Source organism: Acidovorax lacteus, from assembly GCF_039540375.1.
Lineage (GTDB): Bacteria > Pseudomonadota > Gammaproteobacteria > Burkholderiales > Burkholderiaceae_C > Acidovorax_G > Acidovorax_G lacteus.
Window position 1 is genome coordinate 294,985 of the sequence record NZ_BAABEX010000029.1, and the last position, 25,202, is coordinate 320,186.

Annotated in this window: 21 protein-coding genes; 6 read left to right on the top strand and 15 right to left on the bottom strand. The window is 65.6% G+C overall.

The window, feature by feature from the left end:
* Positions 1-219 precede the first annotated feature (219 nt).
* Genes ABD866_RS14190 through ABD866_RS14200 form a run of 3 tightly spaced genes read right to left on the bottom strand, consistent with a single transcriptional unit; the run spans position 220 to position 3,267 of the window.
* On the bottom strand, positions 220-1,230 hold the full coding sequence (locus ABD866_RS14190) for a cytochrome d ubiquinol oxidase subunit II (RefSeq protein ID WP_345066464.1): 1,011 nt from the start codon (positions 1,228-1,230) through the stop codon (positions 220-222).
* A 31-nt stretch (positions 1,231-1,261) separates the two neighbouring features.
* Entirely contained in the window at positions 1,262-2,680 is a 1,419-nt protein-coding gene (locus tag ABD866_RS14195) for a cytochrome ubiquinol oxidase subunit I (RefSeq protein ID WP_345066467.1), read from the bottom strand.
* 2 nt (positions 2,681-2,682) lie between these two features.
* Positions 2,683-3,267, bottom strand: a complete 585-nt coding sequence (locus ABD866_RS14200) for a GbsR/MarR family transcriptional regulator (RefSeq protein WP_345066470.1) — start codon at positions 3,265-3,267, stop codon at positions 2,683-2,685.
* 466 nt (positions 3,268-3,733) lie between these two features.
* Here ABD866_RS14200 and ABD866_RS14205 point away from each other — a divergent pair, with 466 nt between their 5' ends.
* The gene (locus ABD866_RS14205; protein WP_345066472.1) at positions 3,734-4,867 is read left to right on the top strand and encodes an acyltransferase family protein; all 1,134 of its coding nucleotides are present in this window, start codon (positions 3,734-3,736) and stop codon (positions 4,865-4,867) included.
* Positions 4,868-5,242: 375 nt separating this feature from the next.
* Positions 5,243-6,394, top strand: coding sequence for a PA0069 family radical SAM protein (locus tag ABD866_RS14210; protein ID WP_345066860.1), 1,152 nt, complete (start codon positions 5,243-5,245; stop codon positions 6,392-6,394).
* A gap of 129 nt (positions 6,395-6,523) precedes the next feature.
* On the opposite strand, the gene nosR is transcribed toward ABD866_RS14210, so the two are convergent.
* The 12 genes from nosR to ABD866_RS14270 form a co-directional block, all read right to left on the bottom strand.
* Positions 6,524-7,885: a response regulator c-di-GMP phosphodiesterase, NosR family gene (nosR, locus tag ABD866_RS14215; RefSeq protein ID WP_345066475.1), complete on the bottom strand. Its 1,362-nt coding sequence runs from the start codon at positions 7,883-7,885 to the stop codon at positions 6,524-6,526.
* Positions 7,882-8,868: an ATP-binding protein gene (locus ABD866_RS14220; protein WP_345066478.1), complete on the bottom strand. Its 987-nt coding sequence runs from the start codon at positions 8,866-8,868 to the stop codon at positions 7,882-7,884. The genes nosR and ABD866_RS14220 overlap by 4 nt, the downstream gene beginning before the upstream one ends.
* The gene (locus tag ABD866_RS14225; RefSeq protein ID WP_345066480.1) at positions 8,865-9,746 is read right to left on the bottom strand and encodes an HDOD domain-containing protein; all 882 of its coding nucleotides are present in this window, start codon (positions 9,744-9,746) and stop codon (positions 8,865-8,867) included. Before ABD866_RS14225 ends, ABD866_RS14220 begins: the two co-directional genes overlap by 4 nt.
* Positions 9,743-9,955: a hypothetical protein gene (locus tag ABD866_RS14230; protein WP_345066483.1), complete on the bottom strand. Its 213-nt coding sequence runs from the start codon at positions 9,953-9,955 to the stop codon at positions 9,743-9,745. The genes ABD866_RS14225 and ABD866_RS14230 overlap by 4 nt, the downstream gene beginning before the upstream one ends.
* A 9-nt stretch (positions 9,956-9,964) precedes the next feature.
* The gene (locus tag ABD866_RS14235; RefSeq protein WP_345066486.1) at positions 9,965-12,877 is read right to left on the bottom strand and encodes an EAL domain-containing protein; all 2,913 of its coding nucleotides are present in this window, start codon (positions 12,875-12,877) and stop codon (positions 9,965-9,967) included.
* Between the two features lie 557 nt (positions 12,878-13,434).
* Positions 13,435-14,748: a citrate synthase gene (locus tag ABD866_RS14240; protein ID WP_345066489.1), complete on the bottom strand. Its 1,314-nt coding sequence runs from the start codon at positions 14,746-14,748 to the stop codon at positions 13,435-13,437.
* Between the two features lie 57 nt (positions 14,749-14,805).
* The gene (locus ABD866_RS14245) at positions 14,806-15,132 is read right to left on the bottom strand and encodes an FAD assembly factor SdhE (RefSeq protein WP_345066492.1); all 327 of its coding nucleotides are present in this window, start codon (positions 15,130-15,132) and stop codon (positions 14,806-14,808) included.
* A 20-nt stretch (positions 15,133-15,152) separates the two neighbouring features.
* Entirely contained in the window at positions 15,153-15,857 is a 705-nt protein-coding gene (locus ABD866_RS14250) for a succinate dehydrogenase iron-sulfur subunit (protein ID WP_345066495.1), read from the bottom strand.
* Between the two features lie 22 nt (positions 15,858-15,879).
* Positions 15,880-17,688: a succinate dehydrogenase flavoprotein subunit gene (gene sdhA, locus ABD866_RS14255; protein WP_345066498.1), complete on the bottom strand. Its 1,809-nt coding sequence runs from the start codon at positions 17,686-17,688 to the stop codon at positions 15,880-15,882.
* Between the two features lie 22 nt (positions 17,689-17,710).
* Entirely contained in the window at positions 17,711-18,076 is a 366-nt protein-coding gene (gene sdhD, locus ABD866_RS14260; RefSeq protein ID WP_345066501.1) for a succinate dehydrogenase, hydrophobic membrane anchor protein, read from the bottom strand.
* Between the two features lie 33 nt (positions 18,077-18,109).
* Positions 18,110-18,544, bottom strand: a complete 435-nt coding sequence (sdhC, locus tag ABD866_RS14265) for a succinate dehydrogenase, cytochrome b556 subunit (protein ID WP_345066504.1) — start codon at positions 18,542-18,544, stop codon at positions 18,110-18,112.
* A gap of 137 nt (positions 18,545-18,681) precedes the next feature.
* Complete coding sequence (locus ABD866_RS14270) at positions 18,682-19,428, bottom strand: GntR family transcriptional regulator (protein WP_345066863.1); 747 nt, start codon at positions 19,426-19,428, stop codon at positions 18,682-18,684.
* A gap of 236 nt (positions 19,429-19,664) precedes the next feature.
* Between ABD866_RS14270 and ABD866_RS14275 the strand changes: the two genes are divergently transcribed.
* The 4 genes from ABD866_RS14275 (at position 19,665) to acnB (ending at position 25,075) form a co-directional block, all read left to right on the top strand.
* Positions 19,665-20,651 carry a malate dehydrogenase gene (locus ABD866_RS14275; RefSeq protein WP_345066507.1) on the top strand — a complete coding sequence of 329 codons (987 nt, stop codon included), beginning with the start codon at positions 19,665-19,667 and terminating at the stop codon, positions 20,649-20,651.
* Positions 20,652-20,682: 31 nt separating this feature from the next.
* Positions 20,683-21,720 (top strand): HpcH/HpaI aldolase/citrate lyase family protein, encoded by a 1,038-nt coding sequence (locus ABD866_RS14280; RefSeq protein ID WP_345066866.1) that lies wholly within the window; start codon positions 20,683-20,685, stop codon positions 21,718-21,720.
* 21 nt (positions 21,721-21,741) lie between these two features.
* A complete protein-coding gene (locus ABD866_RS14285; protein WP_345066510.1) occupies positions 21,742-22,368 on the top strand; it encodes a hypothetical protein in 627 nt (208 codons plus the stop codon).
* Between the two features lie 103 nt (positions 22,369-22,471).
* Positions 22,472-25,075 carry a bifunctional aconitate hydratase 2/2-methylisocitrate dehydratase gene (gene acnB, locus ABD866_RS14290; RefSeq protein WP_345066513.1) on the top strand — a complete coding sequence of 868 codons (2,604 nt, stop codon included), beginning with the start codon at positions 22,472-22,474 and terminating at the stop codon, positions 25,073-25,075.
* Positions 25,076-25,202 lie beyond the last annotated feature (127 nt).

A 25,202-nucleotide genomic window follows, 5' to 3' on the forward strand; every position in this document is an offset into this window, starting at 1 on the left:
CAGGCGCACGGCAGTGCGCCTGGGGACGCAGACGTGGGGTCGCCTTTTCTTTGGTGACTTTCTTTTGGCGACCCAAAAGAAAGTCACTGCGCCGCCGGGCGCACATCCCGGCACCGGAACACGGCACAAGCACAGCAGCCCACTATCGCCAGCCACCGAATGCTATGAACTTGATAGCTGCTCGTGCTTAAGAAACAAGCACAAGCAGCCCAAAAGCCTTCACAACCCGTACGTCAACTCCCGCGCCTTGCCCCAGAACACGCGGTACATGAAGATCGTATAAACCACGATCACCGGCAACGTGATGCCCACCCCAATCGCGATCACCACCAGCGACTCGGTAGCGCTGGCCGCGTCCCACACCGTCAGGCGGTCGATCACGATGTACGGGTACAGGCTGTAGGCCAGGCCGAAGAAGGCCAGCACAAACACCAGCACCGTGGCCACGAACACGATCCAGCCGTAGCCGGCGTCCACCACCCGCGGCGTGTGCAGTACATGGCGGATGGCCAGGAAGGCGGCCACGCAGGCCAGCGGAATCGGCAGCAGCACGAACAGCTCGGGCAGTGCGAACCACTTGGCAAACACCGTGGGGCTGACCAGCGGAGACGCCATGGAGATGCCCAGCAGCGCCAGGCCCATGGGCCACAGCACTGCACGGCCCCAGCCCATGGCCTTGCGCTGCAGCTCGCCTTCGGTCTTCATCAACAGCCAGCCCGAGCCCAGCATGGCGTAGGCGGCAGGCAGCGTGAAGGCGATGCCCAGGGCAAACAGGCGGGCCCAGGTGTCGGTGGCAAAGCCGGTGATGTAGGCCCCCAGCATCCAGCCTTGGGCCAGCGTGGTGACAAGCGAGCCGATGGCGAACACCGCGTTCCAGGTGGCCTTGTGCGAATCGCGCGCCTTGACGCGAAAGTCAAACGCCACGCCGCGCAGGATCAGGCCGATCAGCATCACGGCCACCGGCAGGTACAGCGCCGACAGCACCAGCCCGTGCGCCATCGGAAACGCCACCAGCAGCACGCCCACGCCCAGCACCAGCCAGGTTTCGTTGGCGTCCCAGAAGGGGCCGATGCTGGAGACCATGATGTCTTTTTCGGCATCGGTGGCAAAGGGCAGCAGGATGCCCACGCCCAGGTCGTAGCCGTCGAGCACGACGTAGGCGAGCAGGGCCAGGCCCATCACGGCCATGAAGGCCAGGGGCAGCACGGTGGACCAGTCAATCGTTGCCATGGTGCGGTGTCTTTCTGTGGTGCGCCTGGCCTCAGGCGGTGCCGGTACCGGCCGCCGTACGGGCCTGTGAGGCGGTGGTGGCCACGGCGGGCGGTGCGGGCGGGTGCACGGCGGCAGTGGGCTGGTGCGCGTGCTCGGCCATGTGTTTGATCACGCCCACGTAGGCCACCAGCAGCAGGCCGTACACCACCAGGTAGGCGATCAGCGTGGCCAGCACGGTGTGCGGCGGGTGCTGGGCCACGGCTTCGGCGGTGGTCAGCAGGCCGTACACCAGGTAGGGCTGGCGGCCGATTTCGGTCACGTACCAGCCGGCCAGCGTGGCCACCCAGCCCGAAAACGTCATGGCCACCAGTGCCCACAGCAGCGTGCGCGGCAGTGCGGCGGCGGGCTGCGCCAGACGGCGGCGGCGCCACAGGCTGGCGGCGCCCCACCAGGCCACGGCCAGCATCAGCATGCCCACGCCCACCATGATGCGAAAGCCCCAGAACACCGGTGCCACGGGCGGGTGGGCGTTCGGAAACTCGTTCAGGCCCTTGAGTTCGCCGTCCCATTCGTGCGTGAGGATCAGGCTGGCGAGCTTGGGGATCTTGATGGCGTAGTCGGTGCGCTGCTCTTCCTCGTTGGGAATCCCGAACAGCGTGAGCGGCGCGCCCTTTTCGGTCTGCCAGATGCCTTCGATGGCGGCCACCTTGGCGGGCTGGTGCTCCAGCGAGTTCAGGCCGTGCAGGTCGCCCATGAAGATCTGCGCCGGGATGAGCACCGCCGCAGCCGTGAGTGCAGCGCGCAGCGCCTTGGGCGTGCCCTCGGTGGCGGTGCCCTTGAGCAGTTGCCAGGCGCTCACGCCCGCTATCAGGAAGGCCGCCGTCAGGCCCGAGGCCAGCAGCTTGTGCCCCAGCCGGTACGGGAACGAGGGGTTGAACACAATGGCCCACCAGTCCACGGCGTGGAACTTGCCGTCGATGATTTCATAGCCCGCAGGCGTCTGCATCCAGGAGTTGAGGCTCAAGATCCAGAACGCCGACAGCGTGGTGCCAATGGCCACCATGAGCGCGGCAAACAGGTGCATGCGCTCCGACACCCGGTTACGGCCGAACAGCATGATGCCGAGGAAGGTGGCCTCCAGGAAGAAGGCTGTGAGCACCTCGTAGCCCAGCAGCGGCCCGGCAATGTTGCCCGCCCGCTCCATGAAGCCCGGCCAGTTGGTGCCGAACTGGAAGCTCATGGTGATGCCCGACACCACGCCCAGCGCGAAGGTGAGCGCGAACACCTTGGTCCAGAAGTAGTAGGCCTGCTCCCACGCCGCGGCAGCGGGCGTGCCCCGCGTGGCCGCATGGCGCAGGCGGAAGAACACCAAAAACCAGCACAGCGCGATGGTGATGGTGGGAAACAGGATGTGGAAGCTGATGTTGGCCGCGAACTGGATGCGCGACAGCAGCAGGGTGTCGTCCATGGTCATTGCCCCTTGGCGTTTGGCGTGCCGCCCTTGCCCGTCAGGCGGTCCTTGAATTCGAGCACCCGCGTGACCGCGGTGCCCATGCCCATCAGTTGCAGCGCGGTTTCGGGTGCCAGGCGCTGCACGTCGTCAAACCAGGTCATCAGGCGGTCGATCAGGTCGTGCATCTCGCGCATGCGCTCCTGGGCGTGGCGTTCCTGCTCGGTGGAGGGCTCCTCCAGCAGCGCCATGCGCAGCATCGACAGCGTGGGCTCGATCTCGCGGCGGCGGCGCTCTTCGGCCAGCACGCGGAAGATCTCCCACACGTCCTGCGGGGCCTCGAAATACTCGCGCCGGTCGCCCGGCCGGTGGCTCAGCTTCACCAGCCGCCAGGCCTGCAGCTCCTTGAGGCCCATGCTCACGTTGGAGCGCGAGAACTCCAGCGCCTCGGCGATTTCGTCGGCATTGAGCGGGCGTTGCGACAGGAAGATCAGGGCATAGATCTGCCCCACCGTCCGGTTGATGCCCCAGCGGCTGCCCATTTCGCCAAAGTGCGCCACGAACTGCCGGTTGAGCGGGGGAAGCAAGGTATTGACGGAGGTCATGGAACGGCATGATATCCGGCTTCTCCTGAAATTTCAGTATTTACTGAAAATTCGCGAATTTCCGCAAAGTGTGTAGGGAGTTGATCTGGCGTGGAGTTGCTGGGCAGCCCGGCGCACGCGCAGTCCGCCGGTGTGGCAGGGCGCTGGCATGGTGTGAACAGGCGCTGCAAAGGGTGGGGCTGGGCGGGCAAGGTCGAGCATGGGGTGGGGCGACACATGCCGCAGGCGCGGTGGTGTGCACGCGCGCGGGTCGCCGTGTTCGCCGCGCATGCGGTCTGCAAGTGCCCGGCGCTGCAGTGCCCCCCGCTGGAGGCGGCGCTCTTTTTGTCGCGCGGGCGCTGCAAAGCCACGCGCGGGCAGGGGACAATATGCGGTTTGCCCGCCACGGCTGGCGTCGCGTGGCCCGCACGGGCTGGGCTGGCGCGTGCAGCCGCCTCCTTCGCTCGTCCACCCTTTGCCGCCCGTCATGGCCACCGCTCCGATGTCCCGCACCCCGTTTCTCGATATGGCCAAAGGCCTGGCCTGCGCGGTGATCGTGGCGCACCACCTGGCCTTCTACGGCCCGATGTCGGATATCGCGCAGCCGCTGGCCCCGGCGCTGATCGCTTGGCTGTACGACTACGGCCGCATGGCCGTGCAGGTGTTTCTGGTGCTGGCGGGCTATCTGGCGGCGGCCAGCCTGGCCCCCCAGGGCGTGGCCCGCTACGACAGCGCCTGGCAACAGGCGCTGCGCCGCTATGCGCGGCTGGTCACGCCGTATCTGGTGGCGCTGCTGGTCACGCTGGCCGTGGCCGCGCTGGTGCGCGCCTGGTTCGCACACGATTCGGTGCCGGGCGAGCCCGACGGGCTGCAACTGCTGGCGCATGGGCTGCTGCTGCATGGGGTGCTGGGCTACGAGTCGCTGTCGGCCGGGGTCTGGTATGTGGCCATCGACCTGCAACTGTTCTGCTGCGCGCTGCTGATATGGTCGGCTGCGCGGGCCGTGGGCCGCAGGCGCGGTGGTGTGCAGGGGGCGCAGCACGCGCTGCGCGCCGCACAGGCGCTGGTGGTGGCAGGGGCTGCGGCGTCGCTGTGGGGCTTCAACCGCGATGCCGCGTGGGACAACTGGGCGCTGTACTTCTGGGGCGCGTATGCGCTGGGCATCGTGGCCTACTGGGCGGTGCAGTCGGCCCGTCCGCTGGGTTGGCTGCTGACCCTGGGGCTGCTGGTGGGCGTGGCGCTGTGGCTGGACCCCCGCACACGCATTGCCGTGGCAGGTGCCACAGCGCTGCTGCTGGTGGGGGTCATGCGCTCGCCGTTGCTGCGCAGTGGGGGCTGGGCGCCGCTGGTGCAGCTGGGCCAGCGCTCGTACTCGGTGTTTCTGATCCACTTTGCCGTCTGCCTGCTGGTCAACGCCGTGGCCAGCCGCTGGTGGCCCCCGGTGCCCGCCCTGCACGCCGCGGGCATGGTGCTGGCCTGGGGCCTGTCGCTGGCGGCGGGGCAGCTGCTGTACGCGGGGGTCGAGTCGCGCAGCACCGACCTGCGCTCGGCCCTGCGTTGGCTGGCCGGCCTGCTGCTGACCGGTGGCCTGCTGGAGGCGTACGCGCTGGCCACGGCCTGACGCCCGCCCCACGGCTGCGGCGCTGCCCGGCAGCAGGCTTGAGCGTGGGCCTTGAGGCCGGTGCCTGTAGGCCTGTGGGGCTTGCGCAGGGCGGTGGCAGCCTTCAGGCCTTTGAGGCCTTCGAGGCCTTTGAGGCCACTCGTGCTTATAAATCAAGCACGAGCAGCTATCAAATCAATAGCAAAAAACACACAACGGGAAGTCCACCACCGAGGCAACGCCGCGGGCGGTGGCCGCCGCTCAAGACCCGTGCAACACGGAGGGCGCCGCACCGTCTCGGGCTGCAGCGGTGTGGCCTGCTCCATCGCCTGCTGGATGGGTGCCCAAAGCACCAACAAAACTGTATATTCGTACAGTATGTCAAAGCCCTTGCACATGGACTCGGCCGATACGCTGACTCCCAAGTCCGGCCTGCCAGCGGCTGCGGTGGCAGCGCTCAAGGGGCGCGGTGTGTCCATGGCGGTGGCGCACCGCTTCGTGAGCGACCAGCGCGAAGCCTTTGACGACGGCTGGGGCGGGCCTGCCGTGGGGGCCGACGGGCTGCCGGATCGGCCGCCACCTCCCACCACCCAGGTGCGGCTCGAAACCGTGCGCAGCGCGCTGTGCGAGAACGACTCGCCCGACATCTTTTTCGAGCGCTCGGTGAACCCCTACCGGGGCTGCGAGCACGGCTGCGTGTACTGCTACGCGCGGCCTACGCACAGTTACCTGAACCTCTCGCCCGGGCTGGATTTCGAGACCCGCATCATCGCCAAGCAGAACGTGGTGGAGGTGCTGGCCGACGAGATCACGCGGCCCGGCTACCGGCCCACGCTGGTCAACGTGGGCTCTGCCACCGACTGCTACCAGCCGGCCGAGCGCGAACTGCGCCTCACGCGCGGCGTGGTCGAGCTGCTGGGGCGGGCGGGCCATCCGCTGGCGCTGATCACCAAGTCCAGCGGCGTGGAGCGCGATCTGGACCTGCTGGCGCCGCTGGCTGCGCGGCGGCTGGCCGCGGTGTACGTGACCATCACCACGCTCGACGCCCGGCTGGCGCGCATTCTGGAGCCGCGCGCCGCTGCGCCCCACCGGCGGCTGCGCACCATCCGGGCCCTGGCCGAGGCCGGGGTGCCCGTGGGCGTGAGCGTGGCACCGCAGATTCCGTTTGTGAACGAAGACATGGAGCAGGTGCTCGAAGCCGCGCGCGACGCCGGGGCGCGCAGCGCGTTCTACACGGTGCTGCGCCTGCCCTGGGAACTGGACCCGATTTTTCGCGCCTGGCTGCAGCAGCACTACCCGGACCGCGCGGCCCGCGTGATGGCCCGTGTGCAGGACACGCACGGCCTGACCGACACCGAGCGCGCCGAAGGCCGCAGTTACCGCAGCGACTTTGCCAGCCGCATGAAGGGGCAGGGCCTGTGGGCCGACCTGCTGCGCCAGCGCTTTGCCAAGGCCTGCGCGCGCCTGGGACTCAACCGCGAGCGCACCGAGCTGGATCTGCAGCAGTTTCGCCCGGCCGCCGTGCGCGGCCAGCACAGCCTGTTCTGACGGGCCCACGGGCTGGCAGGGCGCGCATGCAGGCGTGCAGATACGGCGGGTGCCCAGGCGCTGTGTGGGCCTAGGCCATGCACGGGCCGGGTGCGCAGGCCCAAGGCACGGGCACGAAGGCACAGACCCTTAGCGCGCGGCGTTCGGCTCCGGCAGGCGGATGTCGAGCACGATCTGCAGCCCCTCGGTTTTTTCGTAGCGGCGGATGCGGTGGATCATCTCGGCCGAGAGCACATGCCCGGCCGACAGCAGCAGCACGCCTTCTTTGGAGACCAGGTCCTTGCCCAGCACCATGCCGGGCACCAGCGATTCGGTGTCGGTGGGCACCAGCGGGCGTTGGGTGGGCTTGGCCTGCTGGGTGATGTGCAGGAACACATCCACCACCTCGGGATCAAACTGCGTGCCGCGGCCGCGCTGCAGCAGCGTGCGGGCTTCGGCTTCGGTCAGGTTGGCGCCCGTCAGGTGGCCGTGCAGCAGGTCGTCGTAGGTGTCCACCACGGCCAGAATGCGCGCGCCCAGCGCAATGTCGGCACCCTGCAGCTGCTGCGGGAAACCGCTGCCGTCAAAGCGCTCGTGGTGGCTGCGGATGACCGTGGCCACGCCCTGGTGCTCGTCCAGTGCCATGAAGGCCTGGGCGCCCAGTTCGGGGTGGCGGCGGTACTGGGCCAGCTCCTCGGCCGTGAGCCGGCCCACGGGTTTGGACAGGATGCTGTCGGGCAGCGCCATGAAGCCCACGTCGTGGATCAGGCTGGCCACGAAGACGTCCTGTACCGCGTCGGGCGGGAGTTCCATGGCCAGGGCCACGCGGCGTGCGAGTTGCGCCGTGCGCTTGCCGTGCCCGGCCAGCGGGCCGCTGCGCAGCTCCATCAGGCTGGAGAAGATCTTGATGCTGGTGAGGTAGCTGCGCTGCAGTTTTTCGTTGGCGCTGCGCAGATCGGCCGTGCGTTCGGCCACGCGCGCCTCCAGCGTGGCGTTCAGCTCGCGCAGCGCTTCGTTCTGCGACGCCGTGAGCGCCTGCAGCGCTGCGCGTTCGCGCTCCAGCCGCTGCCGCTCGACGGCCTGGCGCACCGTCACGCGCAGTTCGGTCTCGTCCCAGGGCTTGTGGATGTAGCGGTAGATCTGGCCTTCGTTGATGGCCGCGATGGTCGCGTTCATGTCGGCATAGCCGGTGAGCAGAATGCGCGCCACCTCGGGCCAGCGTTCGCGCACCTGCGCCAGCAGGGCAGCGCCGTCCATGCCGGGCATGCGCATGTCGCTGATGACCACGTCCACGGTTTCACGCTCCAGCACCGACAGCGCCTCGGCACCGCCGCCGGCCTGCAGCACACGGCAGTCTTCGGCGCGCAGCACGCGCTTGAGCGCCGACAGGATGTTCGGCTCGTCGTCCACGCACAGCACCGTCCACGTCGAAGCCGCCATGGCGGGGCTGCCGACGGGCCCTACTGGCTCCGATGGTGCGGGCGTGGTGCTCGGGGCAATCTGATCGGTCATGGGCGGCTTTCGGCAAGGGCGGCCGGTGCCGGTGCGGCCGTGTCGGCCACGGGCGGCTGCTGGATGGGCAGGGTCACCCGGAAGGACGTGCCCTGGCCCAGCTCGCTGCACACCTCCATGCGGCCTCCGTGCTTTTGCACGATGCCGTAGGACAGCGACAGGCCCAGGCCGGTGCCCTTGCCCACGGGCTTGGTGGTGAAGAACGGATCGAAAATGCGCGCCAGGTTCTCGGGCGCGATGCCGCAGCCGTTGTCCGACACCTCCACCCACACATGCGCGCCATGCGTGCCCGTGCGGATGCGGATCGTGCCGCGTTCGGCCGTAATGGCATGGGCCGCATTGACCAGCAGGTTCATGAACACCTGGTTCAGCTCGGACGGCAGGCACTGCACTTCCGGGATGTCGCCGTATTCCTTGATGACGTCGGCCTTGTACTTGATCTCGTTGTTGACGATGTTCAACGTCGAGTCGATGCCGTGGTGCAGGGACACGGTCTCCCATTCCTGGCGCGCGTCCACGCGCGAAAAGTCCTTGAGGTCTTGCACGATCTTGCGCACGCGCTGAATGCCGTCGCGCGACTCGTGCATCAGCGTCGGAATGTCGTCCTTGAGGTAGGCGAGATCCCGCTCGGACTTGAGTGTGCGCAGGCGCATGAGCACGGTCGGGTCCTGGATGCTGGCCTCTGCGTCTTCGTAGGCCTGCAGGATGTCGAACAGATCGCCCAGGTACTGCTCCAGCGTGCCGAAGTTCGAGAAGATGAAGCCGATGGGGTTGTTGATCTCGTGTGCCACGCCCGCCGCCAGCTGGCCGATGGAGGCGAGCTTTTCGGATTGCATCAGCTTGTTCTGTGCGTCTGACAGCCGGGCGTTGAGGGTCTTGAGGTCTTTGTTGGCCTGCAGCAGCTCGCCCACGATGGCGCGGATCTGCGCATCGGACATTTCGGCCAGTGTGGGCTCGGCGGGCAGTGTTTGGAGGGTGTTCATACGGCCTCCGGTATTGGTCGAAGAATGGCTTGCAAGGTCTGGAATTCCAGTTCGATGGCCTGAAGCGTGGGCACCAGCGCACCGGTGTGCCACTGCAGTCGCTGCCAGGACCAGCCATTGACCGGGGGCACGGCCTCGGCGTCGTGCAGCGCGATGTCGAGTGCATGGGCGATCGCATCGGCTCCATGCACCACGTCGATCAGCGTGACGGCACCGGACGGTGGAGGCTCATGGTGCTGCCCAATCGCCTCCACCACCTGGGGCGCAAAGCGCCAGTGCCGTGCCATCCACTGGCCGACTTCGGTGTGGTCGATCCCCAGCAAGGCTTGCTCTGCCTGGCATAAGCACATGTCCTGCGCACGGGCCCAGCGCAGGACCTGGGCCATCTCGTTCGGATACCGGCTGTCGAGCACGAGGCGTCCCACGTCGTGCAAGAGGCCGGCCGTGAAAGCAGACGCCTCGTCCAGGCCCACGTGGCGCGCCAGGTGCTGTGCAGCCACTGCGCAGGCCATGGAGTGTCGCCAGAAAGTCTCCATGTGCAGCGACTGGCCATGCAGCCGCTCAAACTGCAGGGTCACGGCCGCTGTCAGCACCAGGCTGCCGAGCTGCCGCAGCCCGAGGATCTTGATACCGTCCCGAATCGAGGCAATGCGGCCCGACAGGCCGTACAGCGGGGAGTTGGCCAGTTGCAGCACACGGGCGGACAGGGCCTGGTCCTGGCTGAGCGTGGTACCGATGCGGTCTATGTCGGCTTCCTGGGCCTGCATCAGCGCCAAAAGCTCCTGCACCACGGTGGGCAGGGATGGCAGTGCCCGGATGTTGCGCGCCAGCGCGTCGCGGTCAAGCGTGAGGGGCAATGGCAGTGCGGCAGTGGTCATGGGCGAACTCCGCGCAGTTGGCAGATGGCTTCGTACAGCGGGTGCTCCGCTGGCTCGGGGCAGCGCCTGAACAGGTACCGCACGCGTTCACGGCGCGCGTGGCCGTCGTCGGTCGGCACGCCCGTGGACGGCAGCCCGGACGCGGGCGCAGGCTCCTGCGGTGTGGGGTCCCGGGAGGCGTCGCGAGAGGGGTCGAGGGCGCAGGACATGGGGAGCTTTCAGTGGGGGCGCTGTGCCGCTTCGGTGAGGACCAGCAGCGTGCCGCGCGCGCTGGGCTGGTCCAGGGTCTGCATGCGCAGCAGCCATCTGCGCTGCTGGAGCTGTACGCATGAGGGCAGGGCGGGTGCATCGCTCTGCAGCGGGAGCGCCATGTCTGCCACACCGGCCACCGCGTGGGGCCGCAGCAGCGTGCAGACCTGCTCGCCGAGCAGTGGGGCTTGCGGTCCCCACAGCCGCTGCGCTTCGCGATTGACCAGCACCACGGTGCCGTCTGGGTCCACACCCAGCACCGGCACGGGCAGCAGGTCCACCATGTCCCGCGCAGTGTTGGCGCGCACCTCTTCGCGGTCAATCTGGCTCTTTTGTGTGGCCAGCACCATCTCCAGCCGTTCGTTCACCTGGGCGAGGGCCTCATTGGCGCTGACCACTTCGCCCGCCAGGCGCTTGTTCTCATCGGCCATGCCTTTTTGCCGGAAGGCCTCCTGAACGTGCTCGCGCAGGTGTTCGTCGTCCCAGGGTTTGGTCAAGAAGCGGTAGATCGCGCCTTCGTTGATGGCATCGGTGATGGATTGCAGTTCGGTGTAGCCCGACAGCACCATGCGCACCGTGTCGGGGTACAGCTCCTTGGCGCGGCGCAGGAACTCCACACCCGTCATGCCGGGCATGCGCTGGTCTGAGAGCACCACGTCCACCTCGTACTCGGCCATGCGCTGCAGGCCCTCCACGCCGCTGTGCGCCGTGACGATGCGGTAGCCGTCGCGCCGGAACAGTCGCTTGAGCGCCGAGACGATGTTGGGTTCATCGTCCACCAGCAGCAGCGTGCGCTCGCGTTGTGTGCGCAGGAAGTGGGCTGGCAGGCGCAGGCCTTCGCGCTGCTGCCGCACGACCTCTTCAGCCAGGCCGGGCAGGGCGAACACCGGTCCCTGCATGCGGTCGCAGCCGTTGGCCACGAGCAGCGTGAGCTGGCCCGGGGTTTCCACCCCCTCCGCCAGCACCTTCAAATGCAGGCTGTGGGCAAGGTTGAGGATGGCGCGTGTGAGTGACACGTCGCCCGTGGCAGCGGTCACGTCCGGCACGCAGGAGCGGTGCACCTTGATCACGTCCACGGGCAGCGTGCGCAACAGCCGCAGGTTGGTGGCGCCCGAGCCGAAGTCGCCCAGAGTGATCTCCAGCCCCAGGGCCCGAAGGGCCGACAGGGTCTTGGCGATGTCCATGTGGGCGCTGACCAGCACCTGCTCACTGATCTCGATGCCAAAGCGCGACCCCGGCACCCGGTGGCGTTCCAGGCAGCCCCGGATGCGCTCGACGATATCGGGCTGCGACAACTCCAAGGGCGTGATGCGCATGGACACCCGCAGTGCCGCCATGCCCTGGGCGTCCCAGGCCGAGAGCTGCCGGCACACCGCATCGCGCGCCCAGTTGCCGAGCATCACGATCAGGCCGGTCTGGCGGGCCACCGACAGGAATTCCGGCCGGGGCACCTCGCCCAGCTCGGCGCTGTGCCAGTGCAGCATCGCGTCGGCACCAGCGAGTTCGCCTGTCACCAAGTCGGCTTGCAACTGGTAGCGCATGAACAGCTCGTCGCGCTCCACCGCGTGGCGCAGCCCGGACTCAATGGCGATCCGGCGCAGTGCGGTGGCGCGGGTCTGGGGCGTGTAGAAGGCCACCTCTTCATCCGGGCTGCCCATGCGTGCGGTCTGGGCGGCTTCCAGCAACTGACCGGCCTGTTCGGCATCTGCCGGGAACCGTGCCACGCCCACCCGGCCCCGGGGCACGATCTCGGCCGCTCCCAGGCGCTCGGGTCGTGCCAGGGCTTCGACGATCTTGCGCGCATGGTGGGCGCCGCTCGGATCCATGGCGGCGCTGCGCGGGTCCAGCAGGATGGCGAATTCACCGCCATCTACGCGGGCCACTGTGTCGCCGTTTTCAGCGAGGACGCACAGCCGTGCCGCAACGGCCATCGCGAGGGCGTCGCCCGCTCCATAGCCCATGGCCCGCCGCAGGTGGTCGATCTCGTCCACCTCAATCGACAACAGCAAAAAAGGCTGCGGGTCCCACCGCGCTGCATGCACCGCCTGGTCAATCCGATCGAGCAGCTGCGTGCGGTTGGCCAGGCCAGTCACCTCGTCGTGGTTGGCAAGCTCTTGAATGCGCTGTTCGGCTTCGCGCTGCGCGGTGATGTCCTGCAGGATGAAGTAGCCGTGCTTGCGGCCTGCGGCATCGGTCTCTACGGTGCCGCGCTGCAGCACCTCCATCTTGGAGCCATCCGGCCGCAGCAGACGGTGCTGAAACTCGAAGGGTTCGTCGGTGATGGCTGCGCGCCAGATCGAGGCCACATACGGCCGTTCGGCCGGGGGCACCCAGCGCAGCAGGCGCCATGCGGCCATGGGGGCTGGGTCGAAGCTCAGGCACAGCAGACGGTGCAGGCCTTGCGACAGAACAGCCTGCCCGTTGTCCAGATCGATCTCGGCCGAACCGCTGCGGCCCATGGCCTCGGTCTGCTCCAGCATGCGCGCGCGCCAATCGGCCGAAAAGGCGATGCGCTGGGTGTGCGTGTCGTCCACCACCGTGATGACTTCGATGCCCTCGAACTCACCGGGCAGCGGGCGCATGTAGGCCCGCCCGACGAACGGCTTGCCGTCTGTGCGCGTGAGACTGATGCGCTTGGGCGCTTTGCCCAGCCCGACCAGCTGGGGCCACAGGTCGGGCCACTGCGCCTGCAGCGCCTCGCTGTCGGACTGTGCGTTGCCCGGTGCGCCGCCGAGCATGGCGGCCAAGTGCTGGTTGACCGCCAGCGGAACGCCTTGGCGCAGCATGCACAGGCCCATGGGCGTCACTTCGAACAGGCGGCTTTTGAGCAGGCCGAGCTCTTCGGGCGTGATCCGGGCAGCGATGGCGGTCGGGTCCGGCATGGGCATGTCCCTCTTGTGTGGGCGAAAGCTCTCGGAACCGGAGCGGTCCTTCAAACCTGCAGGTTGATTATGCCGGCTTTGCGGTTTTAATCAATCACATTTATCAATTAAGGTCGATGGCCATATCCATGGTCGCCAGGTCTTGGGCATCGGTTTGCTATAAAAATAATAGCTGCTCGTGCTTGATAAATCAGCACGAGCAGCCTCTTTGGCATTCCATGGACGCGCGGGTGGAATGGTGTGGCACTGGCTGGGCAGCCACGCCGGTGCGTCCTGGCCGCTGTGCACAGCGCTCGCAGCACTGCACGGGACCTGGTGTACCGCTGTCTGTGCAGAGAAAGCAGGGCCTGCTGCGATGTCTGTTCAGACGCCAGGCCGTGGGGCCTGCAGCGAGAGCCAGGCCGCAGACCACCCGTGCCATGCGCAGGCATGGCCCAGAGGTCGAATTCGGGCGCGACACCGCCGATAGCGGCCTCACGCCAACAAAAAAGCCCGCCAGAAGGCGGGCTTGTTCAAGGGGCCGGCGGCACGCGCCGACCCGGGCACAAGGCCAGTGCTCAGCCGCGCTGCGCGAGCGGGGGCACGTCGCGGCGCACGGCGCCGGTGAAGAGCTGGCGCGGACGGCCGATCTTGTACTCGGGGTCGCCGATCATTTCGTTGAGCTGTGCGATCCAGCCCACGGTACGGGCCAGCGCGAAGATGCCGGTGAACAGGTTGACCGGAATGCCGATGGCGCGTTGCACGATGCCCGAGTAGAAGTCCACGTTCGGGTAGAGCTTGCGCTGCACGAAGTAGTCGTCTTCCAGGGCGATCTTTTCGAGCGACTTGGCGAGCTTGAACAGAGGATCGTTTTCCAGGCCCAGCTCGGCCAGCACTTCGTTGCAGGTTTCCTGCATCAGCTTGGCGCGCGGGTCGTAGTTCTTGTAGACGCGGTGGCCAAAGCCCATCAGCTTCACGCCGGAGGACTTGTCCTTGACCTTCTCCATGAACTCGCCCACCTTGGCCACGCCGCCCATGGCCTGGATTTCTTCCAGCATGTTCAGGCAGGCTTCGTTGGCGCCGCCGTGGGCAGGGCCCCACAGGCAGGCCACGCCAGCGGCAATGGCCGCGAACGGGTTGGTGCCCGACGAGCCGCACAGACGCACGGTGGAGGTCGAGGCGTTCTGCTCGTGGTCGGCGTGCAGGATGAAGATGCGGTCCATCGCGCGCTCAATGACCGGGTTGACCTTGTAGTCCTCGCAGGGCGTGCCAAACATCATGCGCAGGAAGTTGCCGGCATAGCTCAGGTCGTTGCGCGGGTACATGTAAGGCTGGCCAATGCCGTACTTGTAGGCCATGGCCACGAGCGTGGGCATCTTGGCGATCAGGCGGATCGCGGCAATCTCGCGGTGCTGCGGATTGTTGATGTCCGTGCTGTCGTGGTAGAAGGCCGACAGCGCGCCCACCAGGCCCGTCAGCACGGCCATGGGGTGGGCGTCGCGGCGGAAGCCGCGCAGGAAGAACTGCATCTGCTCGTTGACCATGGTGTGGTTGGTCACGAGCTTGTGGAAGTCGGCACGCTCGGATTCGCCCGGCAGTTCGCCCTTGAGCAGCAGGTAGCAGGTATCCAGGTAGTCGCAGTGCGTGGCCAGTTGCTCGATCGGATAGCCGCGGTACAGCAGTTCACCCTTGTCGCCATCGATGTAGGTGATGGCCGACTGGCACGCCGACGTGGACAGGAAGCCAGGGTCGTACGTGAACATGCCGGTCTGGGCGTACAGCTTGCGGATGTCGATCACGTCCGGGCCGATGGTGCCTTGATAGACCGGCAGGTCCACGCTGGGGCTGCCGTTGCTGAACGACAGGGTGGCTTTGTTGTCAGCGAGCTTCATTTTTGTTTCCTTGGGTGGGTTGCTGAGAATCGTCCGGTCGAAGAGGGCGGTGCCAGGTCAGGCCGCCCGCAGGGCAGTCGGCGTGCCGCGGGCGGCACGGAGCAGGCCGAGCACGGCATGGACCTCGGGCACGTCGAGCGCGTCCTCCGGTTCGCGCCGGCGCAGCAGCAGGTCCAGCAGATCGTTGTCTGCCAGGTCCATCAGGGCCAGCAGGCCCTGGGCATGCCATTGCGTGAGTTGCGCCTCGTGCCGCAGAAAAAACTGCTCGATGAACAGATCGTTTTCGAGCAGGCCGCGCCGACAGCGCCAGTGCAGCTTGCTGAGCTCGCGCTCCGACAGGAGCGGCGAGCCGTTCGGGGTGGGCAGGGGCTCAGTGCTTGCCATGACAGGCCGTGGGGCTGCGCTCAGACGGCGCGGCGAACCATCAGTTCCTTGATCTTGCCGATGGCCTTCGTCGGGTTCAGACCCTTGGGGCACACGTCCACACAGTTCATGATGGTGTGGCAGCGGAACAGACGGTACGGATCTTCGAGGTTGTCGAGGCGCTCACCGGTGGCCTGGTCGCGGCTGTCGGCGATGAAGCGATAGGCTTGCAGCAGACCGGCGGGGCCCACGAACTTGTCGGGGTTCCACCAGAAGCTGGGGCAGCTCGTCGAGCAGCTGGCGCACAAAATGCACTCGTACAGGCCGTTGAGTTCTTCGCGCTCTTCGGGCGACTGCAGGCGCTCCTTCTCGGGCGGCACGTTGTCGTTGATCAGGTAGGGCTTGATCGAGTTGTACTGCTTGAAGAACTGCGTCATGTCCACGATCAGGTCGCGGATCACCGGCAGGCCCGGCAGCGGCTTGAGCACGATCGTGCCCGGCAGCGTGCGCATGTTGGTCAGGCAGGCCAGACCGTTCTTGCCGTTGATGTTCATCGCGTCCGAGCCGCACACGCCTTCGCGGCACGAACGGCGGAACGACAGCGTTGGATCCTGAGCCTTGAGCTTCATCAACGCGTCGAGCAGCATGCGCTCGCTGCCATCCAGCTCGACCTCGACGGTCTGCATGTAGGGCTTGGCGTCCTTGTCGGGATCGTAGCGGTAGATTTGGAAAGTACGTTTTGCCATGGTGGGGTACTCCTGTTTCCGATCAGAACGTGCGAACCTTGGGCGGAACCGATTCCACGGTCAGGGGCTTGAGCTTGACGGGCTTGTAGGTCAGGCTGTTGGACGCGCTGTGCCACAGGGTGTGCTTCATCCAGTTGGCATCGTCGCGGCCCAGCGGTGCGACCGGATCGTCGGCCGGACGCTCGTAGTCGCTCACCGTGTGCGCACCGCGGCATTCCTTGCGGGCAGCGGCCGACACCATCGTGGCCTGGGCGGATTCGATCAGGTTCTCGACTTCCAGCGCTTCGATGCGCGCAGTGTTGAACACCTTGGAGTGGTCCTTGAGGCCCACTTTCTTCACGCGCTCGCGCAGCTCGGCAATCTTGCGAACGCCTTCGTCCATGCCCGCCTGCGTGCGGAACACGCCGGCGTGCTGCTGCATCGAGGCGCGGATGTCGTTGGCCACATCCTGGGCGTATTCACCGCTGGAAGCCGAGCCGAGCCGGTTAAGGCGTTCCAGCGTACGGTCGGCTGCGTCCTTGGGCAGAGGCTTGTGTTCCTTGTTCTTGTTGTTGAACTCGACGATGTGGTTACCGGCTGCGCGGCCGAACACCAGCAGGTCGAGCAGCGAATTCGTGCCCAGGCGATTGGCGCCATGCACAGACACGCACGAGCATTCGCCCACGGCGTACAGACCATTCACGATCAGGTTGTCTTCGCCGCCTTGCTGCACCACCACCTGGCCGTTGATGTTGGTGGGAATGCCGCCCATCTGGTAGTGGATGGTGGGCACCACGGGGATCGGCTCCTTGGTGATGTCCACGTTGGCAAAGTTCACGCCAATCTCGTACACCGAAGGAAGGCGCTTGTGGATGGTCTCGGCGCCCAAGTGGTCGAGCTTGAGCAGCACGTAGTCCTTGTTCGGACCGCAGCCACGGCCTTCCTTGATTTCCTGGTCCATGGAGCGGGACACGAAGTCGCGCGGTGCCAGGTCCTTCAGGGTGGGCGCATAGCGCTCCATGAAACGCTCGCCGTTGCTGTTCAGCAGGATCGCACCTTCACCGCGGCAGCCTTCGGTCAGCAGCACACCTGCGCCTGCCACACCGGTGGGGTGGAACTGCCAGAACTCCATGTCTTCGAGCGGAATGCCGGCACGTGCGGCCATGCCCAGACCGTCGCCGGTGTTGATGAAGGCGTTGGTGCTGGCGGCAAAGATGCGGCCGGCGCCACCCGTGGCCAGCAGCGTGGTCTTGGCTTCAAGGATGTGCAGGTCGCCGGTTTCCATCTCCAGCGCGGTCACGCCCACCACGTCGCCATCGGCGTCACGGATCAGGTCCAGTGCCATCCACTCGACGAAGAAGTTCGTGCGGGCCTTGACGTTCTGCTGGTACAGCGTGTGCAGCATCGCATGGCCGGTACGGTCGGCCGCGGCGCACGCGCGCTGCACAGGCTTCTCACCGTAGTTGGCTGTGTGGCCGCCGAACGGGCGCTGGTAGATCGTGCCATCCGGGTTGCGGTCGAACGGCATGCCCATGTGCTCCAGGTCGTACACGACCTTGGGGGCTTCACGGCACATGAATTCGATCGCATCCTGGTCACCGAGCCAGTCGGAACCCTTGATGGTGTCGTAGAAGTGGTAGTGCCAGTTGTCCTCGGACATGTTGCCCAGCGAGGCGCCGATGCCGCCCTGCGCTGCCACAGTGTGCGAGCGTGTGGGGAAGACCTTGGACAGCACGGCCACATTGAGGCCGGCACGGGCGAGTTGCAGCGAGGCGCGCATGCCGGAGCCGCCGGCACCGACGATGACAACGTCGAACTTGCGCTTGGTGATGTTGGCTTGGGTATAGCTCATTGTGTACCTTCCGTCGCGGAAATCAGAGACGCCAGAGGACCTGGATGCCCCAGCCGGCACAGCCGACCAGCCAGACGATGGTGAACACTTGGAAAGCCAAGCGCACGCCTACGGGCTTGATGTAGTCCATGAAGACATCGCGCATGCCCACCCAGACGTGCCAGGCAAGGCCAACGATGACGGAGAACGTAAGCACCTTCATCCACTGCGCGGAGAAGATGCTGGCCCAGCGGTCGTAGCCGATGGGGCCGGAAGTCAGAAGCACCTGGGCGAGCACCACCACGGTGAACAGCGCCATCAGGATGGCCGTAACGCGCTGGCTCAGCCAGTCGCGCAAGCCGTAGTGGGCACCGACCACGGTGCGCTTGGAACCATAGTTGACAGACATTGGTGTTTCCTTGAAGCGGTGTGGGCTGGAGATTTAGTACAGGCCGAAAAGCTTGGCGCCCAGTGCTGCGGTCAGGCCAAGACTGACGACCAGCGTGGCCGTGGCCGAGGTCTTGCCGAATTCCTTGCTCACGGCGTCGTGGCTCATGTCCATCCACAGGTGGCGAACGCCAGCCGTGAAGTGATGCAGGTAGGCCCAGATCAGGCCCAGCGCGACCAGCTTGAAGAACCAGCCCGGCACGAAGCCGAGACCAGCGTTGAACGCTGCCGTGAACTTGGCAAACGAAATCTCGGACGACACAGAGGTGTCGAACATCCAGATCACGAAGGGGAGCAGCAAGAACATCAGCACCCCGCTGACACGGTGCAGGATGGACACCCAGCCGGCTGCGGGCAGGCGGTAGGTGGTGAGGTCCTTGAACGCATTGATATTGCGGAACTCGGGCCGCTTTTTGGCTAGCTCAGTCATGTCGAGGGGCTTTCTAGGGGTGTAACTGCGATGTAATCCAGCCGGAATGGGCAACACAAAATTCTATTGCAACGCAACAAGCGGGGCTTTCCCGCAGCCAGAATTTTCGAGGTTTCCACTCGGGCGCCAGATTGCCGTCAGCTCAATTCATTACGGTAGTGGTGGGTATCGGTCCGATAGAGCCCGCGCCGTAACTCCATCGGAACATCGTTGTAGGTGTAAGCGATCCGCTCCACGCTCAGAAGCGGCGTAGCAGTTGTAACTTCCAGCAGGGCGGCTTGATCGGCATCTGGCAGGACGGCGCGCAGCTTTTCCTCGGCGCGCACCATGCGTACCCCGTATTCGAGCTCGAACATCGCATAGGTCGGGCCTTGGTAGCTGGCCATGTGCTCGGCTGTCAGGCCCTTGAAGGCGTGGCCGGGCAGCCAGATGTCTTCCAAAATGGTGGGTACGCCGGCAAATGCCAGAATGCGCCGGGCCTGGATCACCGGATCGCCGCTGCGCAGCGCCAGGGCGCGCGCGACATCGGCCGTCGCCCGGCCGCGCCGGCAGTCGAGCACCCGGCGCTGGGCCGGGCCCTCTTCCCGTACATCGCCGCTGTCTGGGAGCAACTTGAGGAAGCGGTATTGCACATGCTGTTCGGCATGTGTGGCCACAAAAGTGCCTTTGCCCTGGCGTCGGACCACCAGATTTTCGGCTGCAAGCTCATCGATGGCCTTGCGCACGGTGCCTTGGCTGACCCGGAATCGGGCTGCCAAATCCATTTCGCTCGGGATCGCCTCTCCGGGGCGCCACTCTCCCTGCTGCAGGCTCTGCAGTATCAAGCCCTTGATCTGCTGGTACAGCGGGCTGAACGCAGGCGTTGGCAATGTCGCGCCAGACATCAGCGGTGCTGCTGCGTCGGAGGGTTGAAAAGGGGTGGACATGAGCGGCGTGAGGCGGGCCTGAAACGCTCGCCGAGGTCTGGATCATATCTTATATAAGACATAAGACAAATTGACCGATGCGGGTTTTCAGCAGTACACTTGCGAGCTGTTTGCAGGGCGCACGCTTCTGATGGCAGGCGCGGTGGCGGCCCGGCTCCCCAACGCGTTTTTCCATCACTTCCTGGAGTTTCACCATGAGCAAGAAGCCCGTCCGTGTTGCCGTTACCGGCGCCGCAGGCCAAATCGGTTACGCCCTGCTGTTCCGCATCGCCTCGGGCGAAATGCTGGGCAAGGATCAGCCCGTGATCCTGCAACTGCTCGAAATTCCGGACGAAAAGGCCCAGAACGCGCTCAAGGGCGTGATCATGGAGCTCGAAGACTGTGCGTTCCCTCTGTTGGCGGGTATCGAGGCCCACAGCGATCCGATGACGGCGTTCAAGGACACCGAGTACGCGCTGCTGGTGGGGGCGCGCCCCCGTGGTCCCGGCATGGAGCGTGCCGACCTGCTCGCTGCCAACGCCCAGATTTTCACGGCGCAGGGCAAGGCCTTGAATGCTGTGGCGTCGCGTAACGTCAAGGTGCTGGTTGTCGGCAACCCGGCCAACACCAACGCCTACATCGCCATGAAGTCGGCTCCTGACCTGCCGCGCGAGAACTTCACCGCCATGCTGCGCCTGGACCACAACCGCGCCGCCTCGCAGATTGCCAGCAAGATTGGCTGCGCCGTCGGCGATATCGAGAAGCTGGCTGTGTGGGGCAATCACTCGCCGACGATGTACGCCGATTACCGCTTCGCCACCGTGAACGGCAAGTCGGTCAAAGACACCATCAACGACGATGTGTGGAACCGCGATTACTTCCTGCCCACGGTGGGCAAGCGCGGTGCTGCCATCATTGCGGCGCGTGGCCTGTCGTCCGCAGCTTCGGCCGCCAACGCGGCCATCGACCATATGCGCGATTGGGCACTGGGCACCAATGGCAAGTGGGTCACCATGGGCATTCCGTCCAACGGCGAGTACGGCATCCCCAAGGATGTGATGTTCGGTTACCCCGTGACCTGCGAAGGCGGTAAGTACAAGATCGTGGAAGGCCTGCCGATTGATGCGTTCTCGCAAGAGTGCATCAACAAGACCCTGGCCGAACTCCAGGGCGAGCAAGACGGCGTCAAGCACTTGCTCTGAGGCCAGTCTGATGCCTCTTGAGGTTGCGGTGATGACTTCCGGCGCGTTGGGTGTTCCGGCGTCGGACGCTGCGCCGCACCCCCGGGAGGTGTTGCTGGGGGCGCAGGCTGCTGCTGTCGTGCTGCCAGTCTGCGACCATTACTGCGGGGTAGAAGACCGCATGCGAAAAAGCCTGCAGCTGCAGGCCGAAATGCTGGACGAGTACGGCGCCTGCGTGTTCGACGTGACGCTGGACTGTGAAGACGGTGCGCCCGTCGGCGCGGAGGCCGCCCATGTCCGGCTGGTGGCGCGTCTGGCGCACGAGACGCCCCCGGGCCAGCGCGTGGCGGTGCGTGTCCATGCTGTCGATCACCCTTCGTTTGTCGATGATATGGCCGTGGTTGCGGGCGAACTCGCGTCCCGACTGTGTCATGTGATGGTGCCCAAGGTGGAAGGCCCGCAGGACATCGACCGTGTCTGTGAATCGCTGGATCGGTATGGCGCGTCCCAGTTGCCTGTACATGCCTTGATCGAGTCGCCATCGGCCGTGCATCAGGCGTTCGCGATTGCAGCCCATCCCCGTGTGCAGAGCTTGAGCTTCGGGTTAATGGATTTCGTATCGGCGCATGCTGGCGCTATTCCATCGTCCGCCATGGGGGTGGCTGGCCAGTTTCAGCATGCACTGGTCGTGCACGCCAAGCTCGAGATTGCGTCGGCATGTCATGCGAATGGCAAAGTACCGTCGCATTGCGTAGTGACGGAGTTTCGCGACCATGCGGCGTTGTCGCTGGCTGCCTGCAAAGCATCGCAGGAGTTTGGCTACACCCGCATGTGGAGCATCCATCCCACGCAGATCCGTCCCATCGTGGAGGCGTTCGCGCCGACTTCCGACGAGATTCACGCTGCCACCGAGGTCTTGGTGGCGGCCGCCCATGCGGCCTGGGCGCCCATCAGCGTCGGTGGTACGCTCCACGACCGGGCCAGTTATCGGTACTTCTGGCAGGTGCTGGAGCGGGCCCACCAGACGGGCCGTGTGCTGCCAACCGCAGTGCAGGGCTGGTTCGCGACCAATCCGGTTGCGGTTCCCTGACCCACCTTTGCAGGATTCTTGATGAAACCCATCCTTCTCGCAGCCGCCCTGGTGCTGATCCCCGCGCTGGCCTCTACCCAGGCCGCATCGGCCGACAAGGCACCAGCCAAACCTGCTGCCGCCAAGAGTGGTACTCCGAGCGCTAAGGCAACAGACCGCAGTCCCGCCAGAGACGCGGGCAAACAAACGTCTGCCAAGCCCGCGGCCCGCACAGAAACGAGCAGCCGTACGCAGCTCAAGAGCGCGGCCAATCAAGTCGCCACTGGCATCATGGCGGCGGAGGAGGCCCTCTCGCCCGAAGAACTGGCGATTGCCGAACGGGTGCACGTCGGCCGTATCGCCTGCGAACTTGGGCAGCATGTGACGGTGACCGCCGATCCGGCGGCTCCTGGCCGCTTCAACATTGAGGGCAAGGGATTCAAGTACCGCATGTCCCCCGTTGCCACCACCACCGGTGCCATCCGCCTAGAGGATCAGCGCGGCGGTGCCGTGTGGCTGCAGATCGCCAACAAATCAATGCTCATGGACCAAAAGCGCGGCCAGCGCTTGGCTGACGAATGCATGAGCGCCGAGCAGACCGTGGTGGCCGAGGCCCTCAAGAAAAATCCCCCGCCGAGCGTGCTCGAACCAGCTCCGGCCGCGAAGTAATGACCTCCGCGGCGGTGAGTGGCACAGGCTTGTACGCGAGACCACTCCTGCCGGAGCAGACCCACACCCACGCCCCACTTTAGAACGCAACTGGAGAGAACAGATGTTGAAAGCCTACCGTGACCACGCCGCCGAGCGCGCCGCCCTCGGTATTCCGCCGCTGCCGCTGGACGCCAAGCAGGTCGCCGAGTTGATCGAACTGATCAAGAACCCGCCCGCTGGCGAGGAGGCATTCCTGCTGGAACTGCTGACCCACCGCGTGCCGCCTGGAGTGGACGACGCTGCCAAGGTCAAGGCATCTTTCCTGGCGGCTGTGGCCCACGGAGACGTGGCCGTCGGCTTGATCTCCAAGGCCAAGGCCACAGAACTGCTGGGTACCATGGTGGGCGGCTACAACGTCAAGCCGCTGATCGATCTGCTCGACGACGCGGACGTGGCCGCAGTGGCCGCAGAGGGCCTGAAAAAGACCCTGCTGATGTTCGATGCCTTCCACGATGTGGCAGAGAAGGTCAAGGCGGGCAATGCCCATGCCAAGGCTGTGATGCAGAGTTGGGCCGATGCCGAGTGGTTCACCTCGCGCCCCGAAGTGGCCCGGAAGATCACGGTCACCGTGTTCAAGGTGCCCGGCGAGACCAACACCGACGACCTGTCGCCCGCTCCGGATGCCTGGAGCCGCCCCGACATTCCGCTGCACTACCTGGCCATGCTGAAGAACACGCGCCCTGACGCGGCCTTCAAGCCTGAGGAAGACGGCAAGCGTGGCCCGATCCAGTTCATCGAGGATCTGAAGAAGAAGGGCCATCTGGTTGCCTACGTGGGGGACGTGGTGGGCACGGGCTCGAGCCGCAAGTCGGCCACCAACAGCGTCATCTGGGCCACGGGCGAAGATATTCCCTTCGTGCCCAACAAGCGCTTTGGGGGTGTCACACTGGGCGGAAAGATCGCGCCAATCTTCTTCAACACGCAGGAAGACTCGGGCTCGCTCCCCATCGAAGTGGACGTGAACAAGCTGGAGATGGGCGACGTGATCGACGTGCTGCCCTATGACGGCAAGCTGCTCAAAAACGGCGAGACCGTGGCCGAGTTCCAGCTCAAGAGCGATGTGCTGCTGGACGAAGTGCGGGCTGGTGGCCGTATCAACCTGATCATCGGCCGCTCGCTCACGGGCAAGGCGCGTGAATTCCTGGGCTTGCCGGCCTCCACGGTGTTCCGCCTGCCGGTGGCTCCGAAGGACACGGGCAAGGGCTACACCCTGGCCCAGAAGATGGTCGGCCGCGCCTGCGGCTTGCCGGTGGTGGGTGGCAACCAGCAGGGCATCCGCCCGGGCACGTACTGCGAACCCAAGATGACCACCGTGGGTTCTCAGGACACGACCGGTCCGATGACCCGCGACGAACTCAAGGACCTGGCCTGCCTGGGCTTCTCGGCCGACCTCGTGATGCAGTCCTTCTGCCACACCGCAGCCTATCCCAAGGCGGTGGACGTGAAGATGCACCGCGAATTGCCGACCTTCATCAGCAACCGCGGTGGGGTGGCACTGCGTCCGGGCGACGGCGTGATCCACAGCTGGCTTAACCGCCTGCTGCTGCCTGACACCGTGGGCACGGGCGGCGATTCGCACACCCGTTTCCCGATTGGCATCTCCTTCCCCGCAGGTTCGGGTCTGGTGGCCTTCGGTGCCGCCACCGGCGTGATGCCGCTGGACATGCCCGAGTCGGTGCTGGTGCGCTTCAAGGGCCAGATGCAGCCTGGCGTGACCCTGCGTGACCTGGTACATGCGATTCCGCTGTATGCCATCAAGGCCGGCCTGCTGACCGTTGAGAAGAAGGGCAAGAAGAACATCTTCTCGGGCCGCATTTTGGAAATCGAAGGTCTGCCCGACCTGAAGGTGGAGCAGGCATTCGAGCTGTCGGACGCTTCGGCCGAACGCTCTGCTGCGGGCTGCACGATCAAGCTGAACCCCGAGCCGATCAAGGAGTATCTGACCTCCAACATCGTGCTCATGAAGAACATGATCGCCGACGGCTACGAAGACAAGCGCACGCTGGAGCGCCGCATCAAGGCCGTGGAGGGTTGGCTGGCGAATCCGCAACTGCTGGAGGCCGACAAGGACGCCGAATACGCCGCCGTGATCGAGATCGATCTGGCCGACATCAAGGAACCCATCGTCTGCTGTCCGAACGATCCGGACGATGCCAAGTTCATGTCTGAAGTGGCGGGTACAAAGATCGACGAGGCCTTCATTGGCTCGTGCATGACCAACATCGGCCACTTCCGTGCAGCTGCCAAGGTGCTGGGCGGCGCTCGCGACATTCCGGTCAAGCTGTGGGTGGCCCCGCCGACCAAGATGGACCAGAACGAGCTGATCAAGGAAGGTCACTACGCGACTTTCGGTACGGCCGGTGCGCGTACCGAAATGCCGGGCTGCTCGCTGTGCATGGGCAATCAGGCGCAGGTGAAGGAAGGCGCTACTGTCATGTCGACCTCGACCCGCAACTTCCCGAACCGCCTGGGCAAGAACACCAACGTGTTCCTGGGCTCGGCCGAGCTGGCCGCAGTGTGCTCCAAGCTAGGCCGCATCCCGACTGTGGCCGAGTACCACGAGGCCGTGGGTATCGTGAACAAGGACGCTGCCAGCATCTACAAGTATATGAACTTCGACCAGATCGAAGAGTACGCAGAGACGGCCAAAGGCGTGACGGTATGACGGCGTGACCGGCTGGGGCGCTGAACGCTGCCCCAGCCTTGGTTGGCGCTTCAAGGCCCGCTGATGCGGGCCTTTTTTATGGCCGTCTGAACAGCGGAGGCTGCTGCCCTTGCGAGCCCGCGCACAA

What these genes read in the sequence shown, in the direction of transcription:
- ABD866_RS14190 (WP_345066464.1), bottom strand. Translation starts at nt 1,230, where the DNA reads ATGGCAACGATTGACTGGTCCACCGTGCTGCCCCTGGCCTTCATGGCC.
- ABD866_RS14195 (WP_345066467.1), bottom strand. Translation starts at nt 2,680, where the DNA reads ATGGACGACACCCTGCTGCTGTCGCGCATCCAGTTCGCGGCCAACATC.
- ABD866_RS14200 (WP_345066470.1), bottom strand. Translation starts at nt 3,267, where the DNA reads ATGACCTCCGTCAATACCTTGCTTCCCCCGCTCAACCGGCAGTTCGTG.
- ABD866_RS14205 (WP_345066472.1), top strand. Translation starts at nt 3,734, where the DNA reads ATGGCCACCGCTCCGATGTCCCGCACCCCGTTTCTCGATATGGCCAAA.
- ABD866_RS14210 (WP_345066860.1), top strand. Translation starts at nt 5,243, where the DNA reads ATGGACTCGGCCGATACGCTGACTCCCAAGTCCGGCCTGCCAGCGGCT.
- nosR (WP_345066475.1), bottom strand. Translation starts at nt 7,885, where the DNA reads ATGACCGATCAGATTGCCCCGAGCACCACGCCCGCACCATCGGAGCCA.
- ABD866_RS14220 (WP_345066478.1), bottom strand. Translation starts at nt 8,868, where the DNA reads ATGAACACCCTCCAAACACTGCCCGCCGAGCCCACACTGGCCGAAATG.
- ABD866_RS14225 (WP_345066480.1), bottom strand. Translation starts at nt 9,746, where the DNA reads ATGACCACTGCCGCACTGCCATTGCCCCTCACGCTTGACCGCGACGCG.
- ABD866_RS14230 (WP_345066483.1), bottom strand. Translation starts at nt 9,955, where the DNA reads ATGTCCTGCGCCCTCGACCCCTCTCGCGACGCCTCCCGGGACCCCACA.
- ABD866_RS14235 (WP_345066486.1), bottom strand. Translation starts at nt 12,877, where the DNA reads ATGCCGGACCCGACCGCCATCGCTGCCCGGATCACGCCCGAAGAGCTC.
- ABD866_RS14240 (WP_345066489.1), bottom strand. Translation starts at nt 14,748, where the DNA reads ATGAAGCTCGCTGACAACAAAGCCACCCTGTCGTTCAGCAACGGCAGC.
- ABD866_RS14245 (WP_345066492.1), bottom strand. Translation starts at nt 15,132, where the DNA reads ATGGCAAGCACTGAGCCCCTGCCCACCCCGAACGGCTCGCCGCTCCTG.
- ABD866_RS14250 (WP_345066495.1), bottom strand. Translation starts at nt 15,857, where the DNA reads ATGGCAAAACGTACTTTCCAAATCTACCGCTACGATCCCGACAAGGAC.
- sdhA (WP_345066498.1), bottom strand. Translation starts at nt 17,688, where the DNA reads ATGAGCTATACCCAAGCCAACATCACCAAGCGCAAGTTCGACGTTGTC.
- sdhD (WP_345066501.1), bottom strand. Translation starts at nt 18,076, where the DNA reads ATGTCTGTCAACTATGGTTCCAAGCGCACCGTGGTCGGTGCCCACTAC.
- sdhC (WP_345066504.1), bottom strand. Translation starts at nt 18,544, where the DNA reads ATGACTGAGCTAGCCAAAAAGCGGCCCGAGTTCCGCAATATCAATGCG.
- ABD866_RS14270 (WP_345066863.1), bottom strand. Translation starts at nt 19,428, where the DNA reads ATGTCTGGCGCGACATTGCCAACGCCTGCGTTCAGCCCGCTGTACCAG.
- ABD866_RS14275 (WP_345066507.1), top strand. Translation starts at nt 19,665, where the DNA reads ATGAGCAAGAAGCCCGTCCGTGTTGCCGTTACCGGCGCCGCAGGCCAA.
- ABD866_RS14280 (WP_345066866.1), top strand. Translation starts at nt 20,683, where the DNA reads ATGACTTCCGGCGCGTTGGGTGTTCCGGCGTCGGACGCTGCGCCGCAC.
- ABD866_RS14285 (WP_345066510.1), top strand. Translation starts at nt 21,742, where the DNA reads ATGAAACCCATCCTTCTCGCAGCCGCCCTGGTGCTGATCCCCGCGCTG.
- acnB (WP_345066513.1), top strand. Translation starts at nt 22,472, where the DNA reads ATGTTGAAAGCCTACCGTGACCACGCCGCCGAGCGCGCCGCCCTCGGT.